Here is a 22,415-nt window from a genome sequence, read left to right on the forward strand (position 1 = left end):
CGTCTCGGTCGGCTGTACCGGCTGCGCGCTACTTCTGGTTCAGATCCCGCTTGGCCGCGACCTTGGAGGACAGGCCGTGGATCTGCACGAACCCCTTGGCCAGCGACTGGTCGAAGCTGTCGCCCTCGTCGTAGGTGGCCAGGTTGAAATCGTAGAGCGACTGGTCGCTGCGCCGGCCGTTGACCACGACGTTCCCGGCGTGCAGCACCATCCGGATATCGCCGGACACATGCTGCTGGGTCTCCGCGACGAAGGCGTCCAGCGCCCGCTTCAGCGGTGAGAACCACAGGCCGTCGTAGGCCAGCTCGCCCCAGCGCTGCTCGACCTGCCGCTTGTAGCGGCCCAGTTCCCGCTCCAGGGTCACGTTCTCGAGCGCGCGGTGCGCGGTGATCAGCGCGATGGCACCGGGGGCCTCGTAGATCTCGCGGCTCTTGATACCGACGAGCCGGTCCTCGACCATATCGAGCCGGCCCACGCCCTGCCGGCCCGCGCGGCTGTTCAGTTCGGTGATCGCCTCGAGCACGCTGACCTGGCGGCCGTCGATGGCGACCGGAATGCCGCGTTCGAAGGTGACGATGAGTTCGTCGGGCGCCTCGAAGTTGACGGTCGGGTCGGTGGTGTAGTCGTAGACGTCCTTGGTGGGCGCGTTCCAGAGATCCTCGAGGAACCCGGTCTCGACCGCGCGACCCCAGACGTTCTGGTCGATGGAGAACGGCGACTTCTTGGTGACATTGATCGGGAGCTTGTTCTCCTCGGCGAAGGCGATGGCCTTCTCCCGGGTCCAGGCGTAGTCGCGGACCGGGGCGATCACGTTCAGGTCGGGGGCCAGGGCACCGATGCCGACCTCGAAGCGGACCTGATCGTTGCCCTTACCCGTGCAGCCGTGCGCGACGGTGTCCGCACCGTGGAACTTGGCGGCCTCCACCAGATGCTTGACGATGAGCGGGCGGCTGATGGCCGAAACCAGCGGGTATTCACCCTGGTAGAGCGCGTTGGCCTGGATGGTGGGCAGGCAGTACTCGTCGGCGAACTCGTCGCGGGCGTCCACGACGACGGCTTCGACGGCGCCGCAGTCCAGCGCACGCTGACGCACCACGTTCATATCCTCGCCGCCCTGCCCCAGGTCGATGGCCACGGCCACGACCTCGGCGCCGGTCTCCTTGCCGATCCAGCTGATGGCCACGGAGGTGTCCAGCCCACCGGAGTAGGCGAGTACGACGCGATCGGACATGTTCTGGTGCTCCTCGGATGATGTTCGGGTGGTGCTGATGATGTTCGGGTGGTGCGGGCGATGTTGCGCGCGCGGCCCGCCGTCTTCTCAGCAGTATGCTGACCCGCTGCCGGTTCGGCTCGCGCCGCCACTACAAATGATTATGCACGATGGTGCAATCTCATTCATAATCGGGGTGGTCACGCCCGCTACCTGGCGCTATACCGGGCCGGAGAATGGTTGCGATAAGTGGTCGCCCCTTCCTCGCCTACTTACCTTATGAGACGCTGGTCACACCGATCGGCGCTCGACAGGTGGAGGAGGACGAACCGTGCAGACATTGCAGCAGTGGGCGCAGGACAATTACGAGACGATCGGTTATTTCGTCGTCACCTACGGCAACGCGGCCCTGGCCCTCGGCAAATCGGGTATCGAAATGGCCACACCTCTCCTGCGGGATCTGGTGAACAACCACTGAGCGGCTGCCCCCGGCCGGCCCGGTACCGGCCGATGCCCCCGCAGCTCGTGACCGACCCACAGCGGCCCCGGGTACGCAAGCGCCCGGAAGTCCGGCGCCCGGAACACCTCACCGCACATGCGGTAGCGTCACGGCATTCCGATGAGTGTGGAGGGAGCAGCCGTGCTGGGGGTGGGCGCGACCTTCGCCGGATACCGGATCGAAGGAGTGCTGGGGCAGGGCGGTATGGGCACGGTGTACCTCGCCCGCCATCCGCGACTGCCGCGCAATGTCGCGTTGAAGCTGCTGAACCGGGAGGTGGGCAGCGATACCGAACTCACCCGCCGGTTCGAGCTGGAAGCCGATGTCGTCGCCCGGCTCGAACATCCGGGCATAGTCGGAGTATTCGACCGCGGGACCGACGACGGGCACCTGTGGATCGCCATGCAATACATCCGGGGCACCGACGCGGCGAGCTGGGACGCTCGCGCGCATCCGCCCGAGACCGCGGTCCGATTGCTCGGTGAGACCGCGGCGGCGCTCGACTACGCACACAGCCGGGGCGTGCTGCACCGCGATGTGAAACCGGCCAATATCCTCATCGCCGATGCCGAATCACTGCGTGAATCGCATTCGGTGCTGACCGATTTCGGCATCGCGCGGCTCACCGACGCCAATACCAAATTGACGGCCACCGGCGCGTTCACCGCCACGCTGGCCTACGGCTCCCCGGAGCAGTTGTCCGGTGCGGTGGTCGATCATCGTTGCGATCAGTACTCGCTGGCCTGCACCTTGTTCGCGGTGCTCGCCGGCCGGCCCCCGTACGCCTCCACGAACCCCGGCCAGGTCGTGATGGGGCATATCTCGCAACCACCGCCGCGGCTGACCGCCACCCGCCCCGACCTGCCCACCGCCGTCGACGCGCTGGTGGCCCGCGCGATGGCCAAACAGCGCGACGAAAGGTTCGACAGCTGCGGTGAGTTCATCACCGCCGTACGCGATGCCCTGCACGGCAGGCATACCGCGGCACCACCGGCCACCCCGGCGATGCCCGTGCCGGTCGCACGGCCGGTGCCCGTCCCCACTCCGCCGGAATTCCGCGCCGACCCCGTCTCCCGGCCGCAACCGCTTCCGGCGCCGCCCCGGGTGGTGACCGATCCGCGGCCGCCGGTCGCCGACCTGTGGGCGGCGGACGCCCGGCCGTGGCCGCAGGCACCCGCGCCCGGCCCCGGCCGCGGGACCGCCCTCACCGCCGGTCTCGCCACCCTGCTCGTCGCGGTGTTCCCGGTATTCATCTTCTGCGTCGGGCTGGTGGAGACCGTTCGGATGCTCGTGGCAGGCGATCCCGCCGGGCGTGCGGATCTCGTTTATTCCGTACTCGCGCTCGGGTTCATCGGAGTCGTTTCCCTGCTGTGGGTCAGCGGCGGCCTGCTGCTGCTGACGGGCAGACGGTCGGGTCGAGTGCTGACCCTGGTGAGCTCGGTGATCGGGGTGCTCTCGGCGATCGCCGGAGCGGTAGCCGCCGTCGCCACGCATGAGTTGGCGGTCCTGGCGCTCACCGGCCCACTGCTGCTGCTGTCGGCGGTGGCGTTCGTCTGCGTCGCCTCACGTGCCACCGGGCGGTGGCTGTCGTATCGCACGTCGGTGCGGGCCGGTGGACCCAGGTACTGACCGGGCGCAGGGTCGCGGACGCACGGGTCAGGCGAGGTTCTCGATCTTCGCGGCCAGTTCGGCGCCGGTGAGAGGCTCGCGCGCGATCACCGCGATGGTGTCGTCCCCCGCGATCGTGCCGACGATATAGGGCAGCGAGGCGCGGTCCAGGGCACTGGCCAGGAAATGCGCGGCGCCGGGTGGGGTGCGCAGGACCGCGATGTTACCGCTGGCATCGGTGGAGACCAGCAGATCGCCGAGCAGTTTGGCCAACCGCCCCGTGCCACCGGTTACCCCGCGCACCGGGCTGCCGTCCTCGGGCACCACGTACACGCCGGCGCCGCCGTCGGCGGCCCGGAGTTTCACCGCACCCAATTCGTCCAGATCACGCGACAGCGTCGCCTGGGTGGTTTCGATCCCCTCCGCCGCGAGCAGGGTGGCGAGCTCGGTCTGACTGCGCACCGGATGCGCGGCCAGCAGCGCGATGATCCGCGACTGCCGGCCGGCGCGGGTGGCGGCGGTGACCGGTCCCGTCGAATGTATCCGGGCCTCGCTCATCGTCGTGGTGCGTCCTTGCGTGCCAGCAGCCACACCAGCAGCGCCTTCTGCGCGTGCAGCCGATTCTCCGCCTCGTCCCAGACCACACTGTGCGGCCCGTCGAGTACCTCGTCGGTGATCTCCTCGCCGCGATGCGCGGGCAGACAGTGCAACACCATGGCATCGGCACCGGCCCGGGCCAGCAACTCGGTGTTCACCTGGTACGGCCGGAAGGGGCCGACCCGGTCCAGGCCGTCGCTCTCCTGGCCCATGGAGGTCCAGGTATCGGTGACCAGCACATCGGCGCCGTCGGCCGCGATCATCGGATCCTCGGTGACGACGATGCTGCCGCCGGTTTCGGCGGCGCGGGCCTCGGCGGCCGCGACCACCGCGGGCGCCGGGAGGAAACCCGCGGGTGCGGCGATCCGGACGTGCAGTCCGGCGGTGGCCCCGCCCAGCAGCAGCGAATGGGACATATTGTTGGCGCCGTCGCCGAAGTAGGCCAGCCGCAACCCGCGCAGCCCGCCCTTGTGCTCGGTGATGGTGAGCAGATCGGCCAGCACCTGGCAGGGATGGAATTCGTCGGACAGCGCGTTGACCAGCGGAACCGTGGCAGTGGAGGCCATCTCCTCCAACCGCCGCTGGCCGAAGGTCCGCCAGACGACGGCCTCGACATAGCGCGACAGGACCCGACCGGTATCGGCCAGCGTTTCGTCGCGCCCCAGCTGGGTGGTCTGCCCATCCACCACGATCGCGTGCCCGCCGAGCTGGGCGATACCCAGCTCGAAGGAGAACCGGGTGCGCGTGGAGTTCTTGTCGAAGATCACCCCGACTCCGCGCGGGCCCTCAAGCGGCCGGTGCGCGAACGGGTTCTTCTTCAGTTCGGCCGCCAGGGCCAGTACCTCGGCCTGTTCCGCCGGTGTCAGATCGTCGTCACGCAGGAAATGGCGGACAGCGGTGGCCGGTTGTAGGGAGGCGGTCATCCGCGCGGTCCTTTCGTTTCGGCCAGCACCTCGTCGAGGATCCCGGGCAGATCCAGCACGAGATTGTCGGCCTGGGTCTCGGTGAGGACCAGCGGCGGCGCCAGCCGGATCACATCGGGTTTGGCCGGGTTCACCAGATATCCGGCGGCACGCGCGCGGGCCTCGACCCGGGGCGCCACCGCGGCGGTGAGTCCGATCCCGATCAGCAGTCCGGCGCCGCGCACATCGGCGATCAGCGGATGCTCGAGCACCGCGATGCCGTCGCTGAGCCGCTTACCCACCGATTCGACATGTTCGAGCAGGCCGTCGTCCTCGAGTGTGCGCAGCACGGCCAGGGCCGCGGCCGCGCAGACGGGATTACCGCCGAAGGTGGTGCCGTGCATACCGGGCGTGAACAGTTCGGCCGCGGGCCCGGTGGCCAGCACCGCCCCGATCGGCAGACCCGCGCCCAGTCCTTTGGCCAGGGTGATGACATCCGGGGTGATACCGAACGACTGGTGCGCGAACATCTTGCCCGTACGGCCGATACCGGTCTGGACCTCGTCCAGGATCAGCAGCGCCCCGGCCCGCGCGGTGATTTCCCGGGCCCGCACCAGATAGTCCAGCGGCGGTACCACCACACCGCTCTCCCCGAGCATCGGCTCGAGGAAGACCGCGGCGGTATCGGCATCGACCGCGCGCTCGAGGATCCGGGCATCTCCGTAGGGAATGTGCACCACTCCCGGCGGCATGGGTTCGAACGGCGCGCGTTTGGACGGCTGACCGGTGAGTGCGAGCGCGCCCATGGTACGGCCGTGGAACGCCTCGTCACAGGCGATGATCTTGCGACGGCCGGTGAGCCGGGCCAGTTTGAAGGCCGCCTCGTTGGCCTCGGTGCCGGAGTTGCAGAAGAAGGCGCGGCCGTCACCGTCACCGAAATGTCCGAGTAGCCGCTCGGCGAGCTCGATCACCGGTTCGCTGCCGTACAGGTTCGAGACGTGACCGAGCGTGCCGAGCTGGTCCATCACCGCGTTCAGGATGGCCTGATGTGCGTGACCGAGGCTGTTGACCGCGATCCCGCCCACGAAATCGACATAGCGGTTGCCGTCCGCGTCGTACACCACCGCGCCGGTCCCCCGGGTCAGCACGACCTCCGGAGTGGGGTAGTTGCGCATCATCACGTTCGACCAACGTTGCCGCAGTTGCGCAGTGTTCATGCTCTGACTCCGTTTTCCTCGTTCGCCGGCAGTGTGACCATGGTCCCGATTCCCTCCCCGGTGAACAGCTCCAGCAGTACCGAATGGGGTACGCGACCGTCGATGACGTGTGCGCTCGATACGCCACCGCGGACCGCGCGCAGACATGCCTCCATTTTGGGGACCATCCCCGCGTCCAGAGACGGCAGCAGGTCGGCCAGCGCGTCGGTGTCGATCACGCTGGTCAGCGAGGAACGGTCGGGCCAATTCGTGTACAGGCCCTCGACATCGGTGAGCATCACCAGTTTTTCGGCGCCGATCCCTTCGGCCAGCGCGGCGGCCGCGGTATCGGCGTTGATGTTGTGCACCACCCCGTCGGCATCGGGGGCGATGGTGGACACCACCGGAATCCGTCCCGCGCCGATGAGGTCGAGCACCGAGTCCGGGTGCACATCGGTCACATCGCCGACCAGTCCGATATCGGTGGCCTCCCCGTCCACGAAAACCGTGCGGCGGGTCGCGGTGAACAGCCGGGCGTCCTCACCGGAGATCCCGACGGCGTAGGGCCCGTGCGCGTTGATCAGCCCGACCAGTTCCCGGCCGACCTGGCCGAACAGCACCATCCGCACCACATCCATCACCTCGGGCGTGGTGACCCGGAAGCCGCCGCGGAACTCCCCGGTGAGGCCGAGGCGTTTCAGCATGGCCGAGATCTGCGGCCCGCCCCCGTGCACCACCACCGGGTGCACGCCGACGGTGCGCAGGAAGGCCATATCGGCGGCGAAGGCGCGTTTGAGGCCGTCGTCGATCATGGCGTTGCCGCCGTATTTCACGACCACGACCTTGTCGCGGAATTTCTGCAGCCAGGGCAGCGCACCGGCGAGGATATGGGCTTTGTCCAGCGCGGAAAGTTCGCGCAACGCGTCGGTCATGAGCTGTAGGCCGAGTTCTCTTCGACGTATCCGTGGGACAGATCGGTGGTGCGGACCGTGGCGGTGCCGTCGCCGAGGCGCAGATCGACGACCACATGGATATCGGCGCCGGACAGGTCGACCTCACGCGCGCCGGGCGCGCCCGTCCCGTCGACGCAGACCGGGAAACCGTTGAACGACACCGAGATCAGATCCGGGTCCAGTTCGATGGGTGCGGTGCCCACCGCGGCCAGCACTCGCCCCCAGTTCGGATCGGAACCGAACATGGCGGTTTTGACCAGGCTGTCGCGGGCGATGATCCGGGCCGCGACGAGTGCCTCGTCCTCGCTGCGCGCCCCCTCGACCGTGACGAGCACCCGCTTGGTCACACCTTCGGCATCGGCCATCAGCTGACCGGCCAGATCGTCGCAGACCGCGAGCACGGCCGCGTCGAGTTCGTCCTGAGTGGGCGCGACCTCGCTGGCTCCGTTGGCCAGCAACAGGACCGTGTCGTTGGTGGACATCGCACCGTCCACGTCGAGGCGGTCGAAGGTGAGCCTGGTGGCCCGCCGCAGCGCAGTGTCGAGTTGCCCGGCGCTCGCCACGGCATCGGTGGTCAGCACGACCAGCATGGTCGCCAGACCGGGGGCCAGCATGCCCGCGCCCTTGGCCATCCCGCCGACATTCCACTTGTCCGGATGGTGCAGCGAGGCTTCTTTCGGCACGGTGTCGGTGGTCATGATGGCGTGCGCGGCATCGGTCCCGCCGGACATCCCGCCGCCCATCTCGTGCACGATCTCGGTGACCGCGGGCAGTAGTTTGTCCATCGGCAACCGGTCTCCGATGAGGCCCGTGGAACACACCGCGATCTCCCCGGCTCCGGTTTCGGTGCCCCAGTTGCTCAGTGCCGCGGCGAGTTCCTCCGCGGTGCGGTGGGTGTCCTGGAAGCCCTCCGGCCCGGTGCAGGCATTGGCCCCACCGGAGTTCAGGATCACCGCGCGCAGCCGTCCGGCCTTGAGAACCTGCTGTGACCACAGCACCGGTGCGGCTTTCACCTTGTTACTGGTGAACACACCTGCCGCCGCGTAGTCGGGGCCCTCGTTGAAGACGAGGGCCAGGTCGGGGCCGCCCTTGGCCTTGATACCCGCGGCGATCCCCGCGGCCCGGAAGCCCAGCGGTGCGGTGACACCCTGGTTGTGCACGAGGTTCCCGTTCTGTGCGGTGGTCACGGTGCCACTCCTACGGTGGACAGCCCGGCGGTCTCGTCGAAGCCGAGCGCGAGATTCATGGACTGCACCGCGCCGCCGGCGGTGCCCTTGGTCAGATTGTCGATCGCCCCGATCACCACGAGCAGGCCCGCGTCGGCGTCGACGGCGACCTGCAGCGTGACCGAGTTGGCACCCAGCACCGATCCGGTCTGGGGCAGGGCACCCTCGGGCAGCAGATGCACGAAGGGCTCGTCCGCGTAGGCCTTCTCGTAGACGGCCCGCGCCTGCGCCGCGTCCACCCGTACCGGCGCGGTGCAGGTCGCCAGAATGCCGCGCGGCATGGGCGCGAGCACCGGGGTGAACGACACCTTCACCGGCGTGCCGGCGACCGCCGAGAGGTTCTGTGTGATCTCCGGGGTGTGCCGGTGCGCACCGGCCACGCCGTAGGCCCGCGCCGACCCCATGACCTCGGACCCGAGCAGGCCGACATCGAGTTTGCGGCCCGCCCCGGAAGTACCGCTGACGGCGACGACGTGCACCGTCGGCTCGACGATGCCCGCGGCGACCGCGGGAGCCAGCGCCAGACTGCTGACCGTCGGGTAGCAGCCGGGGACCGCGATCCGGGTGGCGCCCCGCAATGCCTCGCGCGCTCCGGGCAGCTCCGGCAGACCGTACGGCCAGCTTCCGGCATGGGGTCCGCCGTAGTAGCGGTCCCAGGCGGCCGGGTCGGTGAGCCGGAAGTCGGCACCGCAGTCGATGATCACCGTCGATTCCGGTAGCTCGGCCGCCAGCGCCGCCGACTGCCCGTGCGGCAGGCCGAGGAATACGATGTCGTGGCCGGCCAGTTCGGCGGCCGTGGTGGGGGCGAGGATCCGGTCCGCCAGTGGCAGCAACTGCGGCTGCAGCGCGCCCAGGGCGGTGCCCGCGTTGTTACCGGCGGTCAGCGCCCCGATCTCGAGGCGCCCGGCTCGGTACTCCGGATGCCCCAGCAACAGACGCAGCACTTCCCCGCCCGCGTAACCACTGGCACCGGCGACGGCCACGCGCAGGGGTCCGTTCCGGTCGGGCATATCCGTGAGATCAGCCATGTGATGATTATGCACGACCATGCAATCTCATTCACAAACGGTCCCCGCACACCTCCTGCCGACAGGCGGAACCAGCAGCGCCCCGGACCACCGCTGGCCGGCTCTTCGCGGTGGTGCAGCAGTAGGACCGCCGCTTCTTCCGCTAGCATTTAGAACATGTGTTCGAACGGTGGGCTTCGGGACCGGCTCGGCGCCCTGGAACAGGCCGTCGACGCACTGCTCTCCTGCGACCTCACCACGGTCCCGGACAGCGAACTCGGCACCGCACTCGCACGGCTCGAGTCACGGACCCGCACCCTCGTCGGCCTCACCGCGCGGCTGGCCCACGAACGCAACCACCGGAACGGACCGGTTCCGGCGGCTCCCGGCAACGCACCCGCCCGAGAAGCCGGGCGCCCCGCCGAGACCCGGGCCGCCGCGCCGAACCGCACCTCACGCTCGCCCCGCCCGACCGGATCCGGCATTGTTGCCGATGACCGCAGCACCGTGGCCCGAGGAGTTACCGTGACCGCACCCGTGCGCGTGGAGCGCACCGGCGACGTCGTCGTCTGGACCATCGACAATCCCGAGCAGCGCAACCCGATCTCCGACGAGGCGACGATCGAGGCACTGGAGAACGCCGTCCGGGCCGCCGACCGCGACCATTCGATCCGGGTGGCCATCCTCACCGGAGCGGGTAGCGCGTTCAGCGCCGGCGGCAATGTCAAGCACATGCGGGACAAGGCCGGAATGTTCGGCGGCGCTCCGGCCGACCTACGCCAGGGCTACCGGCACGGTATCCAGCGCATTCCCAAGGCGCTGTACCACTGCGAGATCCCCACCATCGCCGCGGTGAACGGCCCGGCGATCGGCGCCGGCTGCGACCTCGCCCTCATGTGCGATATGCGGATCGCCGCGACCACCGCCACCTTCGCGGAGAGCTTCGTCCGCCTGGGCCTCATCCCCGGGGACGGCGGCGCCTGGCTGCTGCCGCGGGCAGTGGGGATGGCCCGCGCCAGCCAGCTGGCGTTCACAGGCGCCGCCATCGACGCCGCCACCGCACTCGACTGGGGAATGGTCAACGAAGTCGTCGAACCCGATCGACTGCTCGAGACCGCACACCGGCTCGCCGCCGAGATCGCGGTCAATCCACCGCACGCGCTGCGGATGACCAAACGGCTGTTGCGCGAGGGCCAGCAGCAGAGCCTGGAAACACTGCTGGAGCTCTCCGCCGCGATGCAGGCACTCACGCACCACACCGCCGATCACGACGAAGCCGTCGCCGCCATGCTGGAGCGGCGCACGCCCCGTTTCACCGGACGGTGACGAGCGGCCGGGCACCGGCGCGTCAGGGATATTCGGAGATCAGCGTGGCCACTGTCGCGGGCGCGAGGGCTTCGAATACGTGCGGGACATCCGCCGGATAGGCGATGTAGTCGCCCGGGGTGAGTTCCACGAGCTCGTCGGCCGTCCCGACGAGCGCGCGACCCGCGCCGAGCAGAACATGTTCGACGGTCCCGGGAAGATGTGGCCGGGAGGCCCGCCGCGGCCCGGGTTCCGCGGCGACGCGGTAGATATCGCGGCGCATCCCCGCCGGGCCGACCGCCAGCAACGTGGCCCGGTAGTCGGCCTCGGCCGAGAACACCGCGGGCCCCTCCGCGGCCCGGATCACCCGGATCTGCGGACGCGGCGGGTCGAGCAGGCGCGAGAAGGGCACCTCCAACGCCAGGCACAGCGCCCACAGTGTCTCCAGGCTGGGATTGCCGCCGCCCGATTCGAGCTGCGAGAGGGTCGATTTCGCGATACCGGCCCGCCGGGCCACCTCGGTCAGCGACAGCTCCGCGCGCAGGCGCTCGCGGCGCAGCGACGCGGCGATCACCTGCTGCGGGGTCCGGTCGCCACTCGCTCCGGGGCGACCGGCCGGCCGATTGTTCGGTTCAGCATTATCTTGTTCGTTTTGACGAACAGCGCCATCCATGTTCACTATGGTAGTCATGCGTTCGTTATGGCGAACAGTCGATCCGCCGACCCGATCACTGATCACCGCGCTCTGTGCCGCGGTCACGGTGGCCGGTATGTCCTACGGGGCCACGGCGGTCGCGGCCGGTTTCCCGCTGTGGTTCCCGGTCGCGCTCGGTGTGCTCGTCCTGGCCGCCGGTTCGGAATTCCTGTTCGTCGGGATCGTCGCCGCCGGCGGCAGCCCGCTCGCCGCCCTGTGCGCGGGCCTGCTGATCAACGCACGCCATATCGGCTACGGCCTCGCGGTCGCCGAGGTCCTCGGCACCGGGTGGCGCGGCCTCCGCGACGCGCACCTGCTCAACGACGAGACCGTGGGGGTGGCGCTGGCCCAGCGCACCACCGGCCACGGCCGGGCCGCCTACCTGGCCTGCGGAGCAGGCCTTCTGGCGGTCTGGCCCGGCGGGGCACTGCTGGGCGGACTGCTCGGCACCGCGGTGCCCGACCCCGGTGTCTTGGGGGTGGATGCCGTGTTACCGGCGGTGTTGCTGGGGCTGATCATGCCCGCGCTGCGCGAACCCGCGGTCCGGCGCGGCGCCCTCACCGGGTCCGCTCTCGCACTGTTCACGACTCCGCTGCTGCCCGCCGGCCTGCCGATTCTGCTGGCCGCCGTGGCCGCCGCCTGCACAATTCTCCCGCCGCGGGCGCGATGAACGACCTCGGATACCTGGTAGGCGCCGCCCTCGCACTGGCGGCCGGAACATTCGCGTTCCGCCTCGCCGGACCCGTACTGAAGTCACGGATCGCTGTCTCCGCCCGGACGACCGCGCTTCTCGAGAACGCGTCCGTCGCCGTACTCGCTGCCCTCGTGTGCACCACCGCCCTGACCGAGGACGGCAGCGCGGCCGGAATCGCGCGTCCGGCGGGAGTCCTGACCGCAGGTGTGCTCTACCGGTTCCGGGCACCCCTGCCCGCGGCCCTCATGGCCGCGGCCGCGACCACGGCAGCGCTGCGGCTGGCGGGCGTGCCGTGACAACGCGGCGACCCGCGAGCCTGAAACCGCGGGTCTAACGCTTCTCGACCACGCGCTCGCCTTCGCCCGGTTTCCAGATGATGACCCGCAACAGATCGTCGTCGACCTCGACCGCCGACGCCGAGGTCAGGTCGGCCACGAAGAAGTGCTCGAACGGCTGATTCCGCAGATCCAGGCCGCTGTCCTCGTACAGGTATTCGGCGAAACGCGCGTGCAACGCGGTATCCGGATCATCGATCACCAGACCGAACAGTTTGGCGTCCCCGTCGGCCACCATCGTGTCCTCGGTCGCGGTGTGCAGACAGAAGCGCGGATCGCGCGCGAGATCCCGGAACTTGGTGGTGCGTGGCATTCCGACGATCACCAGTTTCTCCTCGAAGATGAGCGGCTCCACCGGGCTGATCCGGGGGTACCCGTCCGAACGAAGGGTGGCGAGCATGCACAGATTGCTGGTCGCGGCGTGGCGACGACGGAAGATCTCGCTGATCCGCGGCGCCTCGGCGGTGAATTCACTCCAGGTCGTCATACAGCCGACGGTACGACGACCGGCGCCGCCGCGGGTGATGTCGAGCCCGTTCCGAGACGAGCACCAGCCCGCACCGGTACCGGCCCGGTAGGCCGGCAGTGGTCAGCCCGAGTTGCGCAGCGCCGTGGCCAAACCGTTCATCGTGAGCAGGATGCCGCGTTTCACCAGTTCGGAATCGTCCCCGGCCCGCAACCGGCGCAACAGTTCGACCTGCATCTGGTTCAGCGGTTCCAGGTACGGGAACCGGTTGCGGATGGATTCGGCCAGCGACGGATTGTCGGCCAGCAGGTGATCGTTTCCGGTGATGGCGGCATGCACGGCGACGGTCCGGGCGTGTTCGCGCTCGATCATCCCGAAGATGCGCTCACGCAGATCGATATCGTCGACCAGTTCGGCGTAGCGGGCGGCGATATCGAGGTCGCTCTTGGCCATCACCTGGGCGAGATTCGACAGCACGGTGCGGAAGAACGGCCACCTGCGGTACAGGTCCGAAAGCCGGGCGAGCCGCTCGGGGTCGCCGTCGATCCACTCCTCGAGCGCGGTTCCGGTGCCGTACCAGCCGGGCAGCATCACCCGGGCCTGACTCCAGGCCATCACCCATGGGATGGCCCGCAGATCCGCGACCGAGTTGGTGGGTTTGCGGGACGCGGGACGGCTGCCGATATTGAGGTCGCCTACCTCGGCGACCGGGGTCGACTGCCGGAAGTACGCCACGAAGCCGGGTGTTTCGTGTACCAAGCGCGCATAGGCGGCGCGGGCCCGGGCCGCGAGTTCGTCCATGAGCGCGTAAGAGGGTTCGGCGTCGGCACCCAGACCCTCGACGTCCAGCAGCGTCGATTCGAGGGTGCCCGCGATGAGCGATTCGAGATTGCGGTGCGCCGCCCCGCGCTCGGCGTATTTCGCCGCGATGACCTCGCCCTGTTCGGTCAGCCGCAGGGAACCCCGCACGGCGCCGGCGGGTTGCGCGAGGATCGCGTCGTAGCTGCGGCCCCCGCCGCGCCCGACGGTGCCGCCCCGGCCGTGGAAGAGCCGCAACCGGATCCCGTGTTCGCGCGCCAGCTCCACCAGGTCCAGTTCCGCCCGGTACAACGCCCAGTTGGCGGCCAGATATCCGCCGTCCTTGTTCGAATCGGAGTAGCCGAGCATCACTTCCTGCCGCATTCCGCGCGCTGCCACCAGCTCGTGGTACTCCGGCACCCGTAACGCCGCGGCCAGCGTCGCCGCCCCGGCTGCCAGATCCTCGATGGTTTCGAACAGCGGCACGATCCCGGCCGGGCAGGAGGGTCCGCTGTCCGCGTCCCCCGGGTCCAGCAGCCCACCTTCCTTGAGCAGCAGGGCGGCCTCGAGCAGGTCGCTGACCGAGGTGCACATCGAGATGATGTAGTTGGGGACGGCGTCCGGACCCAGCGCGGCGACCACGGCGGCGCCCGCGCGCACGACCCCCAGCTCTTTGGCCGCCGGCTCACCGATCCGCGCTCGCGGTCCCAGCAGCGGCCGGCGGGTACGCAGTTCCCGGGTGAGCAGGTCCACCCGGTCGGACTCGGACAGGCTCGGATAATCCGGATGCACGCCCGCCCAGGCCAGCAGTTCGGCGACCACCTGTTCATGGGTTTCGGAATTCTGGCGCATATCCAGGCCCTGCAGATGGAACCCGAAGGTTTCCACCGCGCAGCGCAGCGCCGCGAGGCGGTCGTCGGCCAGCAGTGCGTCCCCGCCGGCGCGCAGCGAGGCATCCACGGCGTCGAGATCATCGAGCAGATCCTGGGGCGTGCCGTAGGGAGGGCCGGAGGCGCCCTCACCGGCAGCGGAAGCTTCGAACTCCCAGGGACCCGCCGCCTCGGGAGCCAGCGCGGCGACGGCCCGCCGCGCGGTCGCGGTGAGCCGGACCCGGATGCCGTACAGCGCCCGCCGGTACGGTTCGTCGGCGTAGGTCTTCGGATCCGGATAACCGCGATCGGCGAGTGCGCGCAGCTCCGGGGTCACCGGGACCAGCCGCGCCGACAGCGCCAGCGTCTTCTCCAGCTGCACCAGTTCGCGCAGGTAGCGCGCGAAAGCCACCCCCGCGGCCTGCGCGGCCGCCGTACGCACCACTTCCGCCGTCACAAACGGGTTGCCGTCGCGGTCCCCGCCGATCCACGAACCGGGACGCAGCATGGGCTTCGGCAACAATCGCTGCTCGGGCCAGCGCGACCGCAGCGCTGTGCGCACGCTCGCGTTGATCGCGGGAATGACATCGAACAAGGTGAGTTCGTAGTACCGCAGGCCGACGGCGATCTCGTCCTGGATACGCAAGCGCGACAACCTGATCAGCGCCGTACGCCAGAGGGTGAGCACCTGGCGCCGGATCTCGAGCTCGAGCTGTTCCCGTTCGGATTCGGGGGCGCGCTGCCGCCGGCGCATCAACTCGGTGACCCGGGTCTGGGTGTCGAACACCGTACGGCGCCGGGTCTCGGTCGGATGCGCGGTGATCACCGGGGACACCAGCGCGTCGGCCAGCAGTTCGGCCACCCGCTCCCCCGGCACCGCCGCCGCGTCCAGCTTCCGGTAGGTCGCGGCCAGGGAGGAGTCCTGCGGAGCTTCTCCCGCTGCCTCGTGCGCGGCGCGGCGGCGGTCACGCTGGATGTCCTCGGCGAGATTGGCCAGCAGAACGAAATAACTGAACGCCCGGATAAGCGGTAGTGCCACGGTGATATCGACCCCGGCCAGCATTTCACCGACCGCGCTGCGCTCCACCTCCTCCCGCCGGACACGGAAGGCCTCCACCCGGACCCGTTCCACGAGGTCGAAGACCTCAGGGCCCTCGTGGTCGCGGATGGTGTCACCGAGCACGCCGCCGAGGAACCGGATGTCCTCGCGCAGCGGCAGGGTCGCGTCGTTTCCTTCACCGGTCTGCGCATCGCCCATGATCAGAAGTATGGACGGCCACCGTGCCGGTAGCTGTGACGACGCACACGGCCGGACCCCGACTGTATGCGCCGGATGCCGCGGAACCCGGCTATCGGCACAGGTGAAGCCTTTCGTTTACCGCCTCAGCCCAGTGGCTGGGAGAAACGCAGGAAGTTCCCCCAGGGATCGGCGAAACCGCAGTCGCGCACCCCGTAGGGCTGGTCGGCGGGTTCCTGGGTGACCCGGACCCCGGCGTCGCGCAGCCGTGCGAAGGTCTCGTCCACCGATTCGGTGACGAAGATCAGCGTGCCGTGTGCCCCCGCGGCCAGCCGGCGCTGTGCCTCGGCGCTCTGCTCGGGGTCGGGCACCATGGACGGGGTCTCCAGAATGAACTCGATACCGGGTTGTCCGGCCGGCCCCACGGTGACCCAGCGCAGTGGGCCCAGCGGCAGATCCGCGCGGACCTCGAGGCCGATCACGTCTCGATAGAACTCCAGCGCTTCCTGCTGATCGCCGACCAGCACACCGATATGCGACAGTGCGAGGTCTTTACCGTTGGCCATCCGATTCTCCTTCGCTGCGGGGCATGCCCGTACCGGGTCCGGCCGGATGATTCGCCCCCGGCCGGTATGGACATCACACACGACGGGCCCCGGGACCGGAATTCATCGCACGGCCGGAAAATACTTCAGCGCACCGCGCCTGCCACGGCGCCGGGCACCCGGGACTGCTCCGCCAGCCAGATGGCGGTAGCGACCACGCCTGCCGTGAACACCAGTTCGGCGCAGTTGGTGAGCAGCATGGGTGGCATCGCCGCCGAGACCACGGTCATGATCACGGTGGTCACGGTCCAGCGCCGGTAACCCCGCACCCGCCACACCGCCACAGCCGCCAACAGCACGACCACCACCGTCACCACCGGCGCCAGCAGGCCGGCCGCCGACGCGTGCGCGGTGGTGTAGCGCACGGTGCCCGCCCACTCCCGCGGTTCCAGTGTGAGCGGCGTCAGTTCGCCGGCCACCCCCACCACGATCACCACCGCCGTCACCGCCGCGACCGCGGCTTGTACCCACCGAATCCGCGCCCACCCGACGCCGGCCCGGGCCGCGGCGGCGCACGCCCACGGCATCAACAGCGGGGTGAGCACGATATGGGCGACGAAGCGGGGCGCCGACCAGCTTTCCAGCGTCGTACCGGCGCCGACCCAGCGGCCCGCCGCAAGGACCGCGTTATCGTAGGCCAACGCCGCGCACACCACGGCGGGTACGAGAAACAGCCGGTCGGCGGTTGCCCGGAACCGCAGAACGCACCGGCTGCCGAGCGCCAGCTGACCGGCGGCGAGCACGGCGAAGAGTACGGATGCGAGCACGGGAATCCTTTCCGGCCGCGGTGGGCCGGGACCGATGGCCAGGATACTGCCGCGGCGACCATCGGACCTCGCCCGCGGCCGGTCCCGGCCCTGCGGATTCGCGGCGCCGCTGTCGCCTGCTCGGCTCACTCCCATCGGCGGTAGCCTGCTCGGCGCGCCCACGTCGGCGGTGGCCTGCTCGGCTCACCCGCGGCGGCGACCCCGGCCGCGGATTCGCGTCCCGGTACCCGGCGCCGCCGGGCCGAGTTGCCGCGCTCCGGCACCGAGCGCTTTGGCGAACCGGACGAGACGCGCGGCAGCGGAACCCACCTCCGTATAGCCCGCCGCCTTGTACAGCGCACGCGCTTCGGGCTGCCGGTCTCCGGCCGTGACCAGAGCCTCCCGGTAGCCCAGCAGCACCATCTCGGCTTCCAGTTCCGCGAGTACCCGGGTCGCGAGTCCGCCGCGCCGGTGCTCGCGCGCGGTCCAGACGCGTTGGATCTCGGCAGTTGTCGTATCGAAGCGGCGGAAGCCGCCGCCCGCGACCGGGTCGCCGTGATCCACCAGCACCAGCAGATCACCGTCGGGGGCGGAGTAATCGGCGGCCGGGCAGTCCCGGAGCCGCCGGTGGATCGCACCGGCGGTGCCCCCGTAGCGGATGCTGTGGTCGATGGCGAGTTCCGCGAGCAGCGCGACGGCCAGCGGATGATCCTGGTGTACGTGATACAGCCGCGGGCCGCGGGCCCGTGTACCGATCGCCGACGGTGTACCCACGCTCGGTACCTCCATCACCCTTGGCCGTTGCGCCACACCATTCGGCCGATCCGGATGGTCTGGTGAGGTTAACGAACGGCAGGGGTCGGCACACCGATTCCGGTCGCGTGTCGTCGAACTCTGGACACTGTTACGTTCCGTTCACACCACTCGCCGTTCACCCTCCGATAACCACTCTCGCACAACGGTTCTGCCGCTCGCCCGGCTCGGTCACACGTGCCGCGACATCCGGTAGGGTCACGGCTCCTCGATCCGCGCCCGGCGGATCGAGGAGCCGCACACCGGCCCGATCGGCCGGATCGGGCGCGGCGATCAGCACATACGAGCCCCTCGACGCTCGGCCGGGGGACGGCTCCGGTTACCGAGTCGCCACGGCCGCGGTGAGTATTGCGCGGAACCGCAGTGCGAGCAGCAGCGCCACCCCCACCAGGACACCGCTCACCCACATGGGCCCCCGATCACCCCAACCGGCCTGCAGGGCGAGCGCCGCCATCGCGGGCCCCGCCGCGGCACCGACGTTCAACGCCGCCGTCGCATAGGAACCCGCCATGGTCGGAGCGCCCGCGGCCTCGTAGAGCACTCGCGCGATCAGCGTGCTGCCCACCCCGAAAGACAGCGCACCCAGCACGCACACCAGGACGAGCAGGGCAACGGTACGGTCGGCGATCAGCCCGAGCGCGAACCAGCCACCACACAGCAGCGGGCCCCCGACCGCGAGCACCACCGCGGCGTGCTCGTCGGACAAACGCCCGGCGACCGTCACACCGGCGAAGGACCCCGCCCCGAACAGCACCAGCGCCACCGGCACCCAGAGCGCGCCGAGACCGCCCGTCCCGGTGACCAACGGCGCGAGAAAGGTGAAGCTGCCGAAAGTGGCCGCGTTCACGAGCGCCCCCAGCAGCATGACCGCGAGCAACCGCGGACGTCGCAACTGCGCGAGTTCGTGACGGAGGTCGGGGGCGGCGGTTCCTCGCCTACGCCCGGGGATTCCGGCCAGGACCCCGACCGCCGCGGGCAGGCACAAGAGCGCCAGTGCCCAGAAGGTGGCCCGCCAGCCGAGCACCGCCCCCAGCAGCGCACCGACCGGCACCCCCGCCACGGTGGCCAGGGCGGTACCGCCCAGCAGGATCGCCAGCGCCCGGCCCTGCTGCCCGGCGGAGACCAGCGCGGCGGCCGCGGTCAACGCGACCGCGAGGAATCCGGCGTTCGCGAAGGCGGCCACCACCCGGGTGGCCACCAGGAAGGGAAAACTACCGGTCACCGCGCCGGCGATATGCGCGGCCAAGAACAGGAGCAGGAAACCCAGCAGGCTCGTCCGGATCGGCCAGTTCCGGGCGAGACCCGCCATCAGCGGTGCGCCGACGATCATTCCGATTGCGAACGCAGAGGTCAGCAGACCGGTGGCACCGAGGGCCACACCGAGATCGGCCGCTATGTCCGGGACGAGACCGGCGAGTACGAATTCGGAAGTGCCCATGGCGAAAACGGCCAGGGCGAGCAGGTAGAGAGCGAAAGGCATGAAGGACTCCGAGGTGGAAGAGACAGGGAACGTCTCGTCACCCCGGTCAGCGACCGGGAATCACCGGATGACCGTGCGGCGAAAGGCGGCACGGCAATCGGGTGGCGAAAGTTCAGGGGCTGACGGGGATGACCGACAGCCCTGCTCTGGATGCCTCGGGGCTCGACACGGCAGGAAGACTACCGGCTCGCTCGCTCTACCGCACCGCGGTTTTCGCGCCCCGCGACGAACCTCCCACCTGCGCCCGGATACCCGCGCCCGGACTCAGCCGGGTTCGTCGAACCGGACTCGCACGCCGACGCGCCCCTTCTCGTCGCGCCGGGCGGTCGCGTGGCCGCGCCGATCACCGTCGCGCATGTGCAGCAGAATGGGCGCGCCCTCGCCGAGGAAGTTGCGCCACCAGGTCTTCTTGTCGGGCATAGCGACGCCGATCAGCAGGCCGCCGTCTTTCTTCACATAGTTCACCGGAGTCCGGAACGTGCGGCCCGAGCGCCGCCCCACGTACTCGATCTCCACGAACCCCTTGCCCAGCAGCGGGCCCAGCACCGGGGCGTCGAGCAATGCGACCACTCCCGTGTTGAAGCCCCGGACCGCTCGGCCCAGCAGTGACGTCGATGCCACGGTTCCTCCTGGTAGCTGTTCGCCCCGGCAATGCCTCGACCTTAGCGCGGCGCGGCGCGGGCCGCGGTTCGGCGACGCCCCCTCAGGGGGCGAATCACAGCGGGCAGAGCGCGCATCCGATCGCCGTCGGTTTGCGCGGCGCAATCCCGGCTGCCACTATCACCTGCGGTGTAGCGCCGGGGACCTCGATCGCAGCGATACCGATCAGCGGCCGGGGCCGGGACGGCGGTGAACAGCAGCGTTCGATACGGAGTGGATTGATGCTCAAAGGTTTCAAAGACTTTCTCATGCGCGGGAACGTCATCGACCTGGCCGTGGCCGTCGTGATGGGCACCGCGTTCACCGCGGTGGTGAGCTCCGTGACCAAGGGCGTAGTGGAGCCGTTGCTGGCCGTTCTCGGCGGCAGCAGCCAGTTCGGTTTCGGTGTCACGCTGCTCGCCGGCAAACCCGCGACCTTCATCGCGCTCGGTCCGATCATCAGCGCCGTCATCGATTTCGTCATGGTCGCGGCGGTGCTGTACTTCGCGCTCATCCTGCCGATGAAGACCATGCAGAAGCGCTTCTACGCCCGGAACAACGTGGACGCCGAACCGTCGACACCGGCCGATATCGCCCTGCTGACCGAGATCCGCGATCTACTCGCCGAGCGTGCCGAACTGGACAAGAAGGACACCGAACAGGTGCGCTCCTCCTGAGCCGACGACCTCCGCGCCGGTCACACCGGTTCTCGGCGCGCCGACTCATCCTGTCGGGCCGGGCGAACGCCACACCGTCCGTAGAGCCGCGGACCCGCGCACTCCTCCCGCGGGATACCGGTTCGACTTCGGAGACGACCCACAGTCGTGACGCCCGCGTACCTACGCGGCCGGCGTCAGGAGGGCCAGGACCTCGTCGGAGTAGTAGAACGGTTCCAGCCGTTCCCGGATCAACCCCGCCAGCACACCGTCCCGTTTCGCGGCCTCCACCACCGCCGGACCGTAGCGCAGGATCTCGGTGACGATGTCCTCGCCGGTGAGCCCGAGTTCCGTGAGCAGCGCGGCGAGCGTGTGGTCGCGGTACTTCTCATGGAACACCTGCACGCATTCGGCCACCAGCAGGCCGAAATACTCCTTCTCCCGGGTCGTCACCGCGATCCGGTAGCAGAGCCCGACCAACTCGTGGAGATCCTGTTTCGTCAGGTACTCCCGCAGGCCACTGATCGGTTCGTCGGCGTGCAGATCCCAGAACTCCATGGTGGCGTCGTGCACCGGGGCATCGCGCAGCATCTCCCGGATCGCGTTGTTGGTGCGTTTGAGCGCGTACAGGGCGCCCTTCCCCGCGATATCGCCGAGAATGGAGTTGGATTCGGCGACCTTGCGGGCGCGGTCGGCGGCGGACTGCCCGATCGACATGAGCGCTCCCATACCGGGGATCTTCTCCGCGCGCTGCCGGTTGGCCTCTACGAAATCACCGACCAGTTTGTCGACGAACTTCGAGGCGACGGTGGCCACCAGCGGACTGTCGGTCAGTCGTTGCAGGACCCGTTCCTGGGTCTGGTGCATATCCACGATCTTCTGCAGCAGCGCTTCGACCGGTTCGCGTTCGACCAGTTCGCCCAGAGTGTGGTCCTCGTTGGCCGCGATACTGTCGTAGATCGCGTCGGCGAACAGACCGGCGGTGTCGGCCAGCACCGCGCTGCCGCCGGCCTTGTCGACCAGGGTGGCCACGGTCTGCTCGAGCTGTTCGACTTCGACGACCTCGCCCGCGCGCACCGTGTCCGCGATCTCGAGCGCGGCAGCCACGTCCCGGGCGACGACTTCGGCGAACCGGTCCCCGCTCACTTCGTCGAGCAGCCAGCGCACCTGGGCGTCGAGCAGCCGGCCGGCCAGTACGCGTGCGGTATCGGCGGCGGTTTCGGTCACAGATTCTCCTTCGGAGCAGCTTCGTGCGGTCGGCGCGGGGCGCAGCGTCGGCGCAGGTATCGCATCATCGGCTCCACCCTGTCGCTCCGGCGCGGGCCGGGCGGGATCAGGACCCTTCGCCCTCGTGCAAGGAGGTGCGAATCTGTGCCAGACGTTCCCGCGCGGCCTGTTCACGCGCTTCCCACTGTTCGTCGGCGCCACGGCCGGCCGGACTCTGCCTACCCAGTGCCCGCGTACCGAACGCGGTACCGAAACGCCGCTCGACCTTATCGCGAACGGACCCGAACGTCGGCACCCCGGAAGCGCTGTAACCGCCGACCGAACCGGCCGCCTTCCCACCCGGCCCGGCTGCCGCGCCGACACCCCCGTCCACCTGCGACGACGAACCCAGGTCGGCTCCGGGCCCATAGCCGGGAGACTCCGGGGTGCCCGGAATCACAGCAGGCACCGACGCGCTACGCCCGGTTTCCGACAGCAGCCGGGTGGCGGCTTCGTACAGCGGGGCCAGCTTGTCGCGACCCGCCGCGGCCACCACCAGGACGGCCAGCAACTGCTCGTCGGGCAGGGCCGCCAACCGCGCGGCGAGCGCGCCCGGATCGCCTGTGCTGGGTTCAGTCATGCGACCAGCCTACGACGTCCGGTCCCCCCGTTCG

The 22,415-nt window shown here is 69.5% G+C and carries 23 protein-coding genes; 6 read left to right on the top strand and 17 right to left on the bottom strand.

Features of this window, described 5'->3' with window-relative positions:
- Window positions 1-28: 28 nt before the first annotated feature.
- Window positions 29-1,231: an argininosuccinate synthase gene (locus NS4_RS21075; RefSeq protein WP_063061252.1), complete on the bottom strand. Its 1,203-nt coding sequence runs from the start codon at window positions 1,229-1,231 to the stop codon at window positions 29-31.
- 310 nt (window positions 1,232-1,541) lie between these two features.
- On the opposite strand from NS4_RS21075, the gene NS4_RS32330 reads away from it, so the two are divergent.
- Window positions 1,542-1,688: a hypothetical protein gene (locus tag NS4_RS32330; RefSeq protein WP_157106152.1), complete on the top strand. Its 147-nt coding sequence runs from the start codon at window positions 1,542-1,544 to the stop codon at window positions 1,686-1,688.
- Window positions 1,689-1,829: 141 nt separating this feature from the next.
- Window positions 1,830-3,338 (top strand): serine/threonine-protein kinase, encoded by a 1,509-nt coding sequence (locus NS4_RS33490; RefSeq protein ID WP_157106153.1) that lies wholly within the window; start codon window positions 1,830-1,832, stop codon window positions 3,336-3,338.
- A 27-nt stretch (window positions 3,339-3,365) separates the two neighbouring features.
- Here NS4_RS33490 and NS4_RS21085 read toward each other — a convergent pair whose 3' ends face one another.
- Genes NS4_RS21085 through argC form a run of 6 tightly spaced genes read right to left on the bottom strand, consistent with a single transcriptional unit; the run spans window position 3,366 to window position 9,201 of the window.
- Entirely contained in the window at window positions 3,366-3,875 is a 510-nt protein-coding gene (locus NS4_RS21085; protein WP_063061254.1) for an arginine repressor, read from the bottom strand.
- Window positions 3,872-4,837 (bottom strand): ornithine carbamoyltransferase, encoded by a 966-nt coding sequence (gene argF / locus NS4_RS21090; RefSeq protein WP_063061255.1) that lies wholly within the window; start codon window positions 4,835-4,837, stop codon window positions 3,872-3,874. The genes NS4_RS21085 and argF overlap by 4 nt, the downstream gene beginning before the upstream one ends.
- Window positions 4,834-6,033 carry an acetylornithine transaminase gene (locus tag NS4_RS21095; RefSeq protein ID WP_063061256.1) on the bottom strand — a complete coding sequence of 400 codons (1,200 nt, stop codon included), beginning with the start codon at window positions 6,031-6,033 and terminating at the stop codon, window positions 4,834-4,836. The genes argF and NS4_RS21095 overlap by 4 nt, the downstream gene beginning before the upstream one ends.
- Window positions 6,030-6,944, bottom strand: coding sequence for an acetylglutamate kinase (gene argB, locus NS4_RS21100; protein ID WP_063061257.1), 915 nt, complete (start codon window positions 6,942-6,944; stop codon window positions 6,030-6,032). Before argB ends, NS4_RS21095 begins: the two co-directional genes overlap by 4 nt.
- Complete coding sequence (gene argJ / locus NS4_RS21105; protein ID WP_063061258.1) at window positions 6,941-8,152, bottom strand: bifunctional glutamate N-acetyltransferase/amino-acid acetyltransferase ArgJ; 1,212 nt, start codon at window positions 8,150-8,152, stop codon at window positions 6,941-6,943. The genes argB and argJ overlap by 4 nt, the downstream gene beginning before the upstream one ends.
- A complete protein-coding gene (gene argC / locus NS4_RS21110; RefSeq protein ID WP_063061341.1) occupies window positions 8,149-9,201 on the bottom strand; it encodes an N-acetyl-gamma-glutamyl-phosphate reductase in 1,053 nt (350 codons plus the stop codon). The genes argJ and argC overlap by 4 nt, the downstream gene beginning before the upstream one ends.
- Before the next feature lie 522 nt (window positions 9,202-9,723).
- Here argC and NS4_RS21115 point away from each other — a divergent pair.
- Window positions 9,724-10,524, top strand: coding sequence for a crotonase/enoyl-CoA hydratase family protein (locus tag NS4_RS21115; RefSeq protein WP_063061342.1), 801 nt, complete (start codon window positions 9,724-9,726; stop codon window positions 10,522-10,524).
- Window positions 10,525-10,546: 22 nt separating this feature from the next.
- Here NS4_RS21115 and NS4_RS21120 read toward each other — a convergent pair whose 3' ends face one another.
- Entirely contained in the window at window positions 10,547-11,176 is a 630-nt protein-coding gene (locus NS4_RS21120; RefSeq protein ID WP_084487571.1) for a helix-turn-helix domain-containing protein, read from the bottom strand.
- A 16-nt stretch (window positions 11,177-11,192) separates the two neighbouring features.
- Here NS4_RS21120 and NS4_RS21125 point away from each other — a divergent pair, with 16 nt between their 5' ends.
- Both NS4_RS21125 and NS4_RS21130 read left to right on the top strand, forming a co-directional pair.
- Complete coding sequence (locus NS4_RS21125; RefSeq protein WP_063061343.1) at window positions 11,193-11,867, top strand: AzlC family ABC transporter permease; 675 nt, start codon at window positions 11,193-11,195, stop codon at window positions 11,865-11,867.
- The gene (locus NS4_RS21130; RefSeq protein ID WP_063061260.1) at window positions 11,864-12,187 is read left to right on the top strand and encodes an AzlD domain-containing protein; all 324 of its coding nucleotides are present in this window, start codon (window positions 11,864-11,866) and stop codon (window positions 12,185-12,187) included. Before NS4_RS21125 ends, NS4_RS21130 begins: the two co-directional genes overlap by 4 nt.
- A 34-nt stretch (window positions 12,188-12,221) precedes the next feature.
- On the opposite strand, the gene NS4_RS21135 is transcribed toward NS4_RS21130, so the two are convergent.
- The 7 genes from NS4_RS21135 to NS4_RS21165 form a co-directional block, all read right to left on the bottom strand.
- Window positions 12,222-12,713, bottom strand: coding sequence for a pyridoxamine 5'-phosphate oxidase family protein (locus NS4_RS21135; protein WP_063061261.1), 492 nt, complete (start codon window positions 12,711-12,713; stop codon window positions 12,222-12,224).
- A 102-nt stretch (window positions 12,714-12,815) separates the two neighbouring features.
- Complete coding sequence (ppc, locus tag NS4_RS21140) at window positions 12,816-15,617, bottom strand: phosphoenolpyruvate carboxylase (protein ID WP_063061262.1); 2,802 nt, start codon at window positions 15,615-15,617, stop codon at window positions 12,816-12,818.
- A 125-nt stretch (window positions 15,618-15,742) separates the two neighbouring features.
- Window positions 15,743-16,162 (bottom strand): VOC family protein, encoded by a 420-nt coding sequence (locus NS4_RS21145; protein ID WP_063061263.1) that lies wholly within the window; start codon window positions 16,160-16,162, stop codon window positions 15,743-15,745.
- 125 nt (window positions 16,163-16,287) lie between these two features.
- Window positions 16,288-16,968 carry a hypothetical protein gene (locus tag NS4_RS33690; RefSeq protein ID WP_063061264.1) on the bottom strand — a complete coding sequence of 227 codons (681 nt, stop codon included), beginning with the start codon at window positions 16,966-16,968 and terminating at the stop codon, window positions 16,288-16,290.
- A gap of 183 nt (window positions 16,969-17,151) precedes the next feature.
- On the bottom strand, window positions 17,152-17,721 hold the full coding sequence (locus NS4_RS21155; protein ID WP_169811790.1) for a GNAT family N-acetyltransferase: 570 nt from the start codon (window positions 17,719-17,721) through the stop codon (window positions 17,152-17,154).
- 358 nt (window positions 17,722-18,079) lie between these two features.
- Window positions 18,080-19,240 carry a Cmx/CmrA family chloramphenicol efflux MFS transporter gene (locus NS4_RS21160; RefSeq protein ID WP_063061266.1) on the bottom strand — a complete coding sequence of 387 codons (1,161 nt, stop codon included), beginning with the start codon at window positions 19,238-19,240 and terminating at the stop codon, window positions 18,080-18,082.
- A gap of 264 nt (window positions 19,241-19,504) precedes the next feature.
- A complete protein-coding gene (locus tag NS4_RS21165) occupies window positions 19,505-19,861 on the bottom strand; it encodes a PNPOx family protein (RefSeq protein ID WP_063061267.1) in 357 nt (118 codons plus the stop codon).
- A 260-nt stretch (window positions 19,862-20,121) separates the two neighbouring features.
- Here NS4_RS21165 and mscL point away from each other — a divergent pair, with 260 nt between their 5' ends.
- Window positions 20,122-20,556 (top strand): large conductance mechanosensitive channel protein MscL, encoded by a 435-nt coding sequence (mscL, locus tag NS4_RS21170; protein ID WP_063061268.1) that lies wholly within the window; start codon window positions 20,122-20,124, stop codon window positions 20,554-20,556.
- A gap of 162 nt (window positions 20,557-20,718) precedes the next feature.
- On the opposite strand, the gene NS4_RS21175 is transcribed toward mscL, so the two are convergent.
- On the bottom strand, window positions 20,719-21,762 hold the full coding sequence (locus tag NS4_RS21175) for a hypothetical protein (protein WP_063061269.1): 1,044 nt from the start codon (window positions 21,760-21,762) through the stop codon (window positions 20,719-20,721).
- 106 nt (window positions 21,763-21,868) lie between these two features.
- Entirely contained in the window at window positions 21,869-22,381 is a 513-nt protein-coding gene (locus tag NS4_RS21180; protein WP_063061270.1) for a hypothetical protein, read from the bottom strand.
- Window positions 22,382-22,415 lie beyond the last annotated feature (34 nt).

This window comes from Nocardia sienata NBRC 100364 (genome assembly GCF_001613205.1).
In the GTDB taxonomy this organism is placed as follows: domain Bacteria; phylum Actinomycetota; class Actinomycetes; order Mycobacteriales; family Mycobacteriaceae; genus Nocardia; species Nocardia sienata.

What these genes read in the sequence shown, in the direction of transcription:
- NS4_RS21075 (WP_063061252.1), bottom strand. Translation starts at nt 1,231, where the DNA reads ATGTCCGATCGCGTCGTACTCGCCTACTCCGGTGGGCTGGACACCTCC.
- NS4_RS33490 (WP_157106153.1), top strand. Translation starts at nt 1,830, where the DNA reads ATGAGTGTGGAGGGAGCAGCCGTGCTGGGGGTGGGCGCGACCTTCGCC.
- NS4_RS21085 (WP_063061254.1), bottom strand. Translation starts at nt 3,875, where the DNA reads ATGAGCGAGGCCCGGATACATTCGACGGGACCGGTCACCGCCGCCACC.
- argF (WP_063061255.1), bottom strand. Translation starts at nt 4,837, where the DNA reads ATGACCGCCTCCCTACAACCGGCCACCGCTGTCCGCCATTTCCTGCGT.
- NS4_RS21095 (WP_063061256.1), bottom strand. Translation starts at nt 6,033, where the DNA reads ATGAACACTGCGCAACTGCGGCAACGTTGGTCGAACGTGATGATGCGC.
- argB (WP_063061257.1), bottom strand. Translation starts at nt 6,944, where the DNA reads ATGACCGACGCGTTGCGCGAACTTTCCGCGCTGGACAAAGCCCATATC.
- argC (WP_063061341.1), bottom strand. Translation starts at nt 9,201, where the DNA reads ATGCCCGACCGGAACGGACCCCTGCGCGTGGCCGTCGCCGGTGCCAGT.
- NS4_RS21120 (WP_084487571.1), bottom strand. Translation starts at nt 11,176, where the DNA reads ATGGATGGCGCTGTTCGTCAAAACGAACAAGATAATGCTGAACCGAAC.
- NS4_RS21125 (WP_063061343.1), top strand. Translation starts at nt 11,193, where the DNA reads ATGCGTTCGTTATGGCGAACAGTCGATCCGCCGACCCGATCACTGATC.
- NS4_RS21130 (WP_063061260.1), top strand. Translation starts at nt 11,864, where the DNA reads ATGAACGACCTCGGATACCTGGTAGGCGCCGCCCTCGCACTGGCGGCC.
- NS4_RS21135 (WP_063061261.1), bottom strand. Translation starts at nt 12,713, where the DNA reads ATGACGACCTGGAGTGAATTCACCGCCGAGGCGCCGCGGATCAGCGAG.
- ppc (WP_063061262.1), bottom strand. Translation starts at nt 15,617, where the DNA reads ATGGGCGATGCGCAGACCGGTGAAGGAAACGACGCGACCCTGCCGCTG.
- NS4_RS21145 (WP_063061263.1), bottom strand. Translation starts at nt 16,162, where the DNA reads ATGGCCAACGGTAAAGACCTCGCACTGTCGCATATCGGTGTGCTGGTC.
- NS4_RS21160 (WP_063061266.1), bottom strand. Translation starts at nt 19,240, where the DNA reads ATGCCTTTCGCTCTCTACCTGCTCGCCCTGGCCGTTTTCGCCATGGGC.
- mscL (WP_063061268.1), top strand. Translation starts at nt 20,122, where the DNA reads ATGCTCAAAGGTTTCAAAGACTTTCTCATGCGCGGGAACGTCATCGAC.
- NS4_RS21180 (WP_063061270.1), bottom strand. Translation starts at nt 22,381, where the DNA reads ATGACTGAACCCAGCACAGGCGATCCGGGCGCGCTCGCCGCGCGGTTG.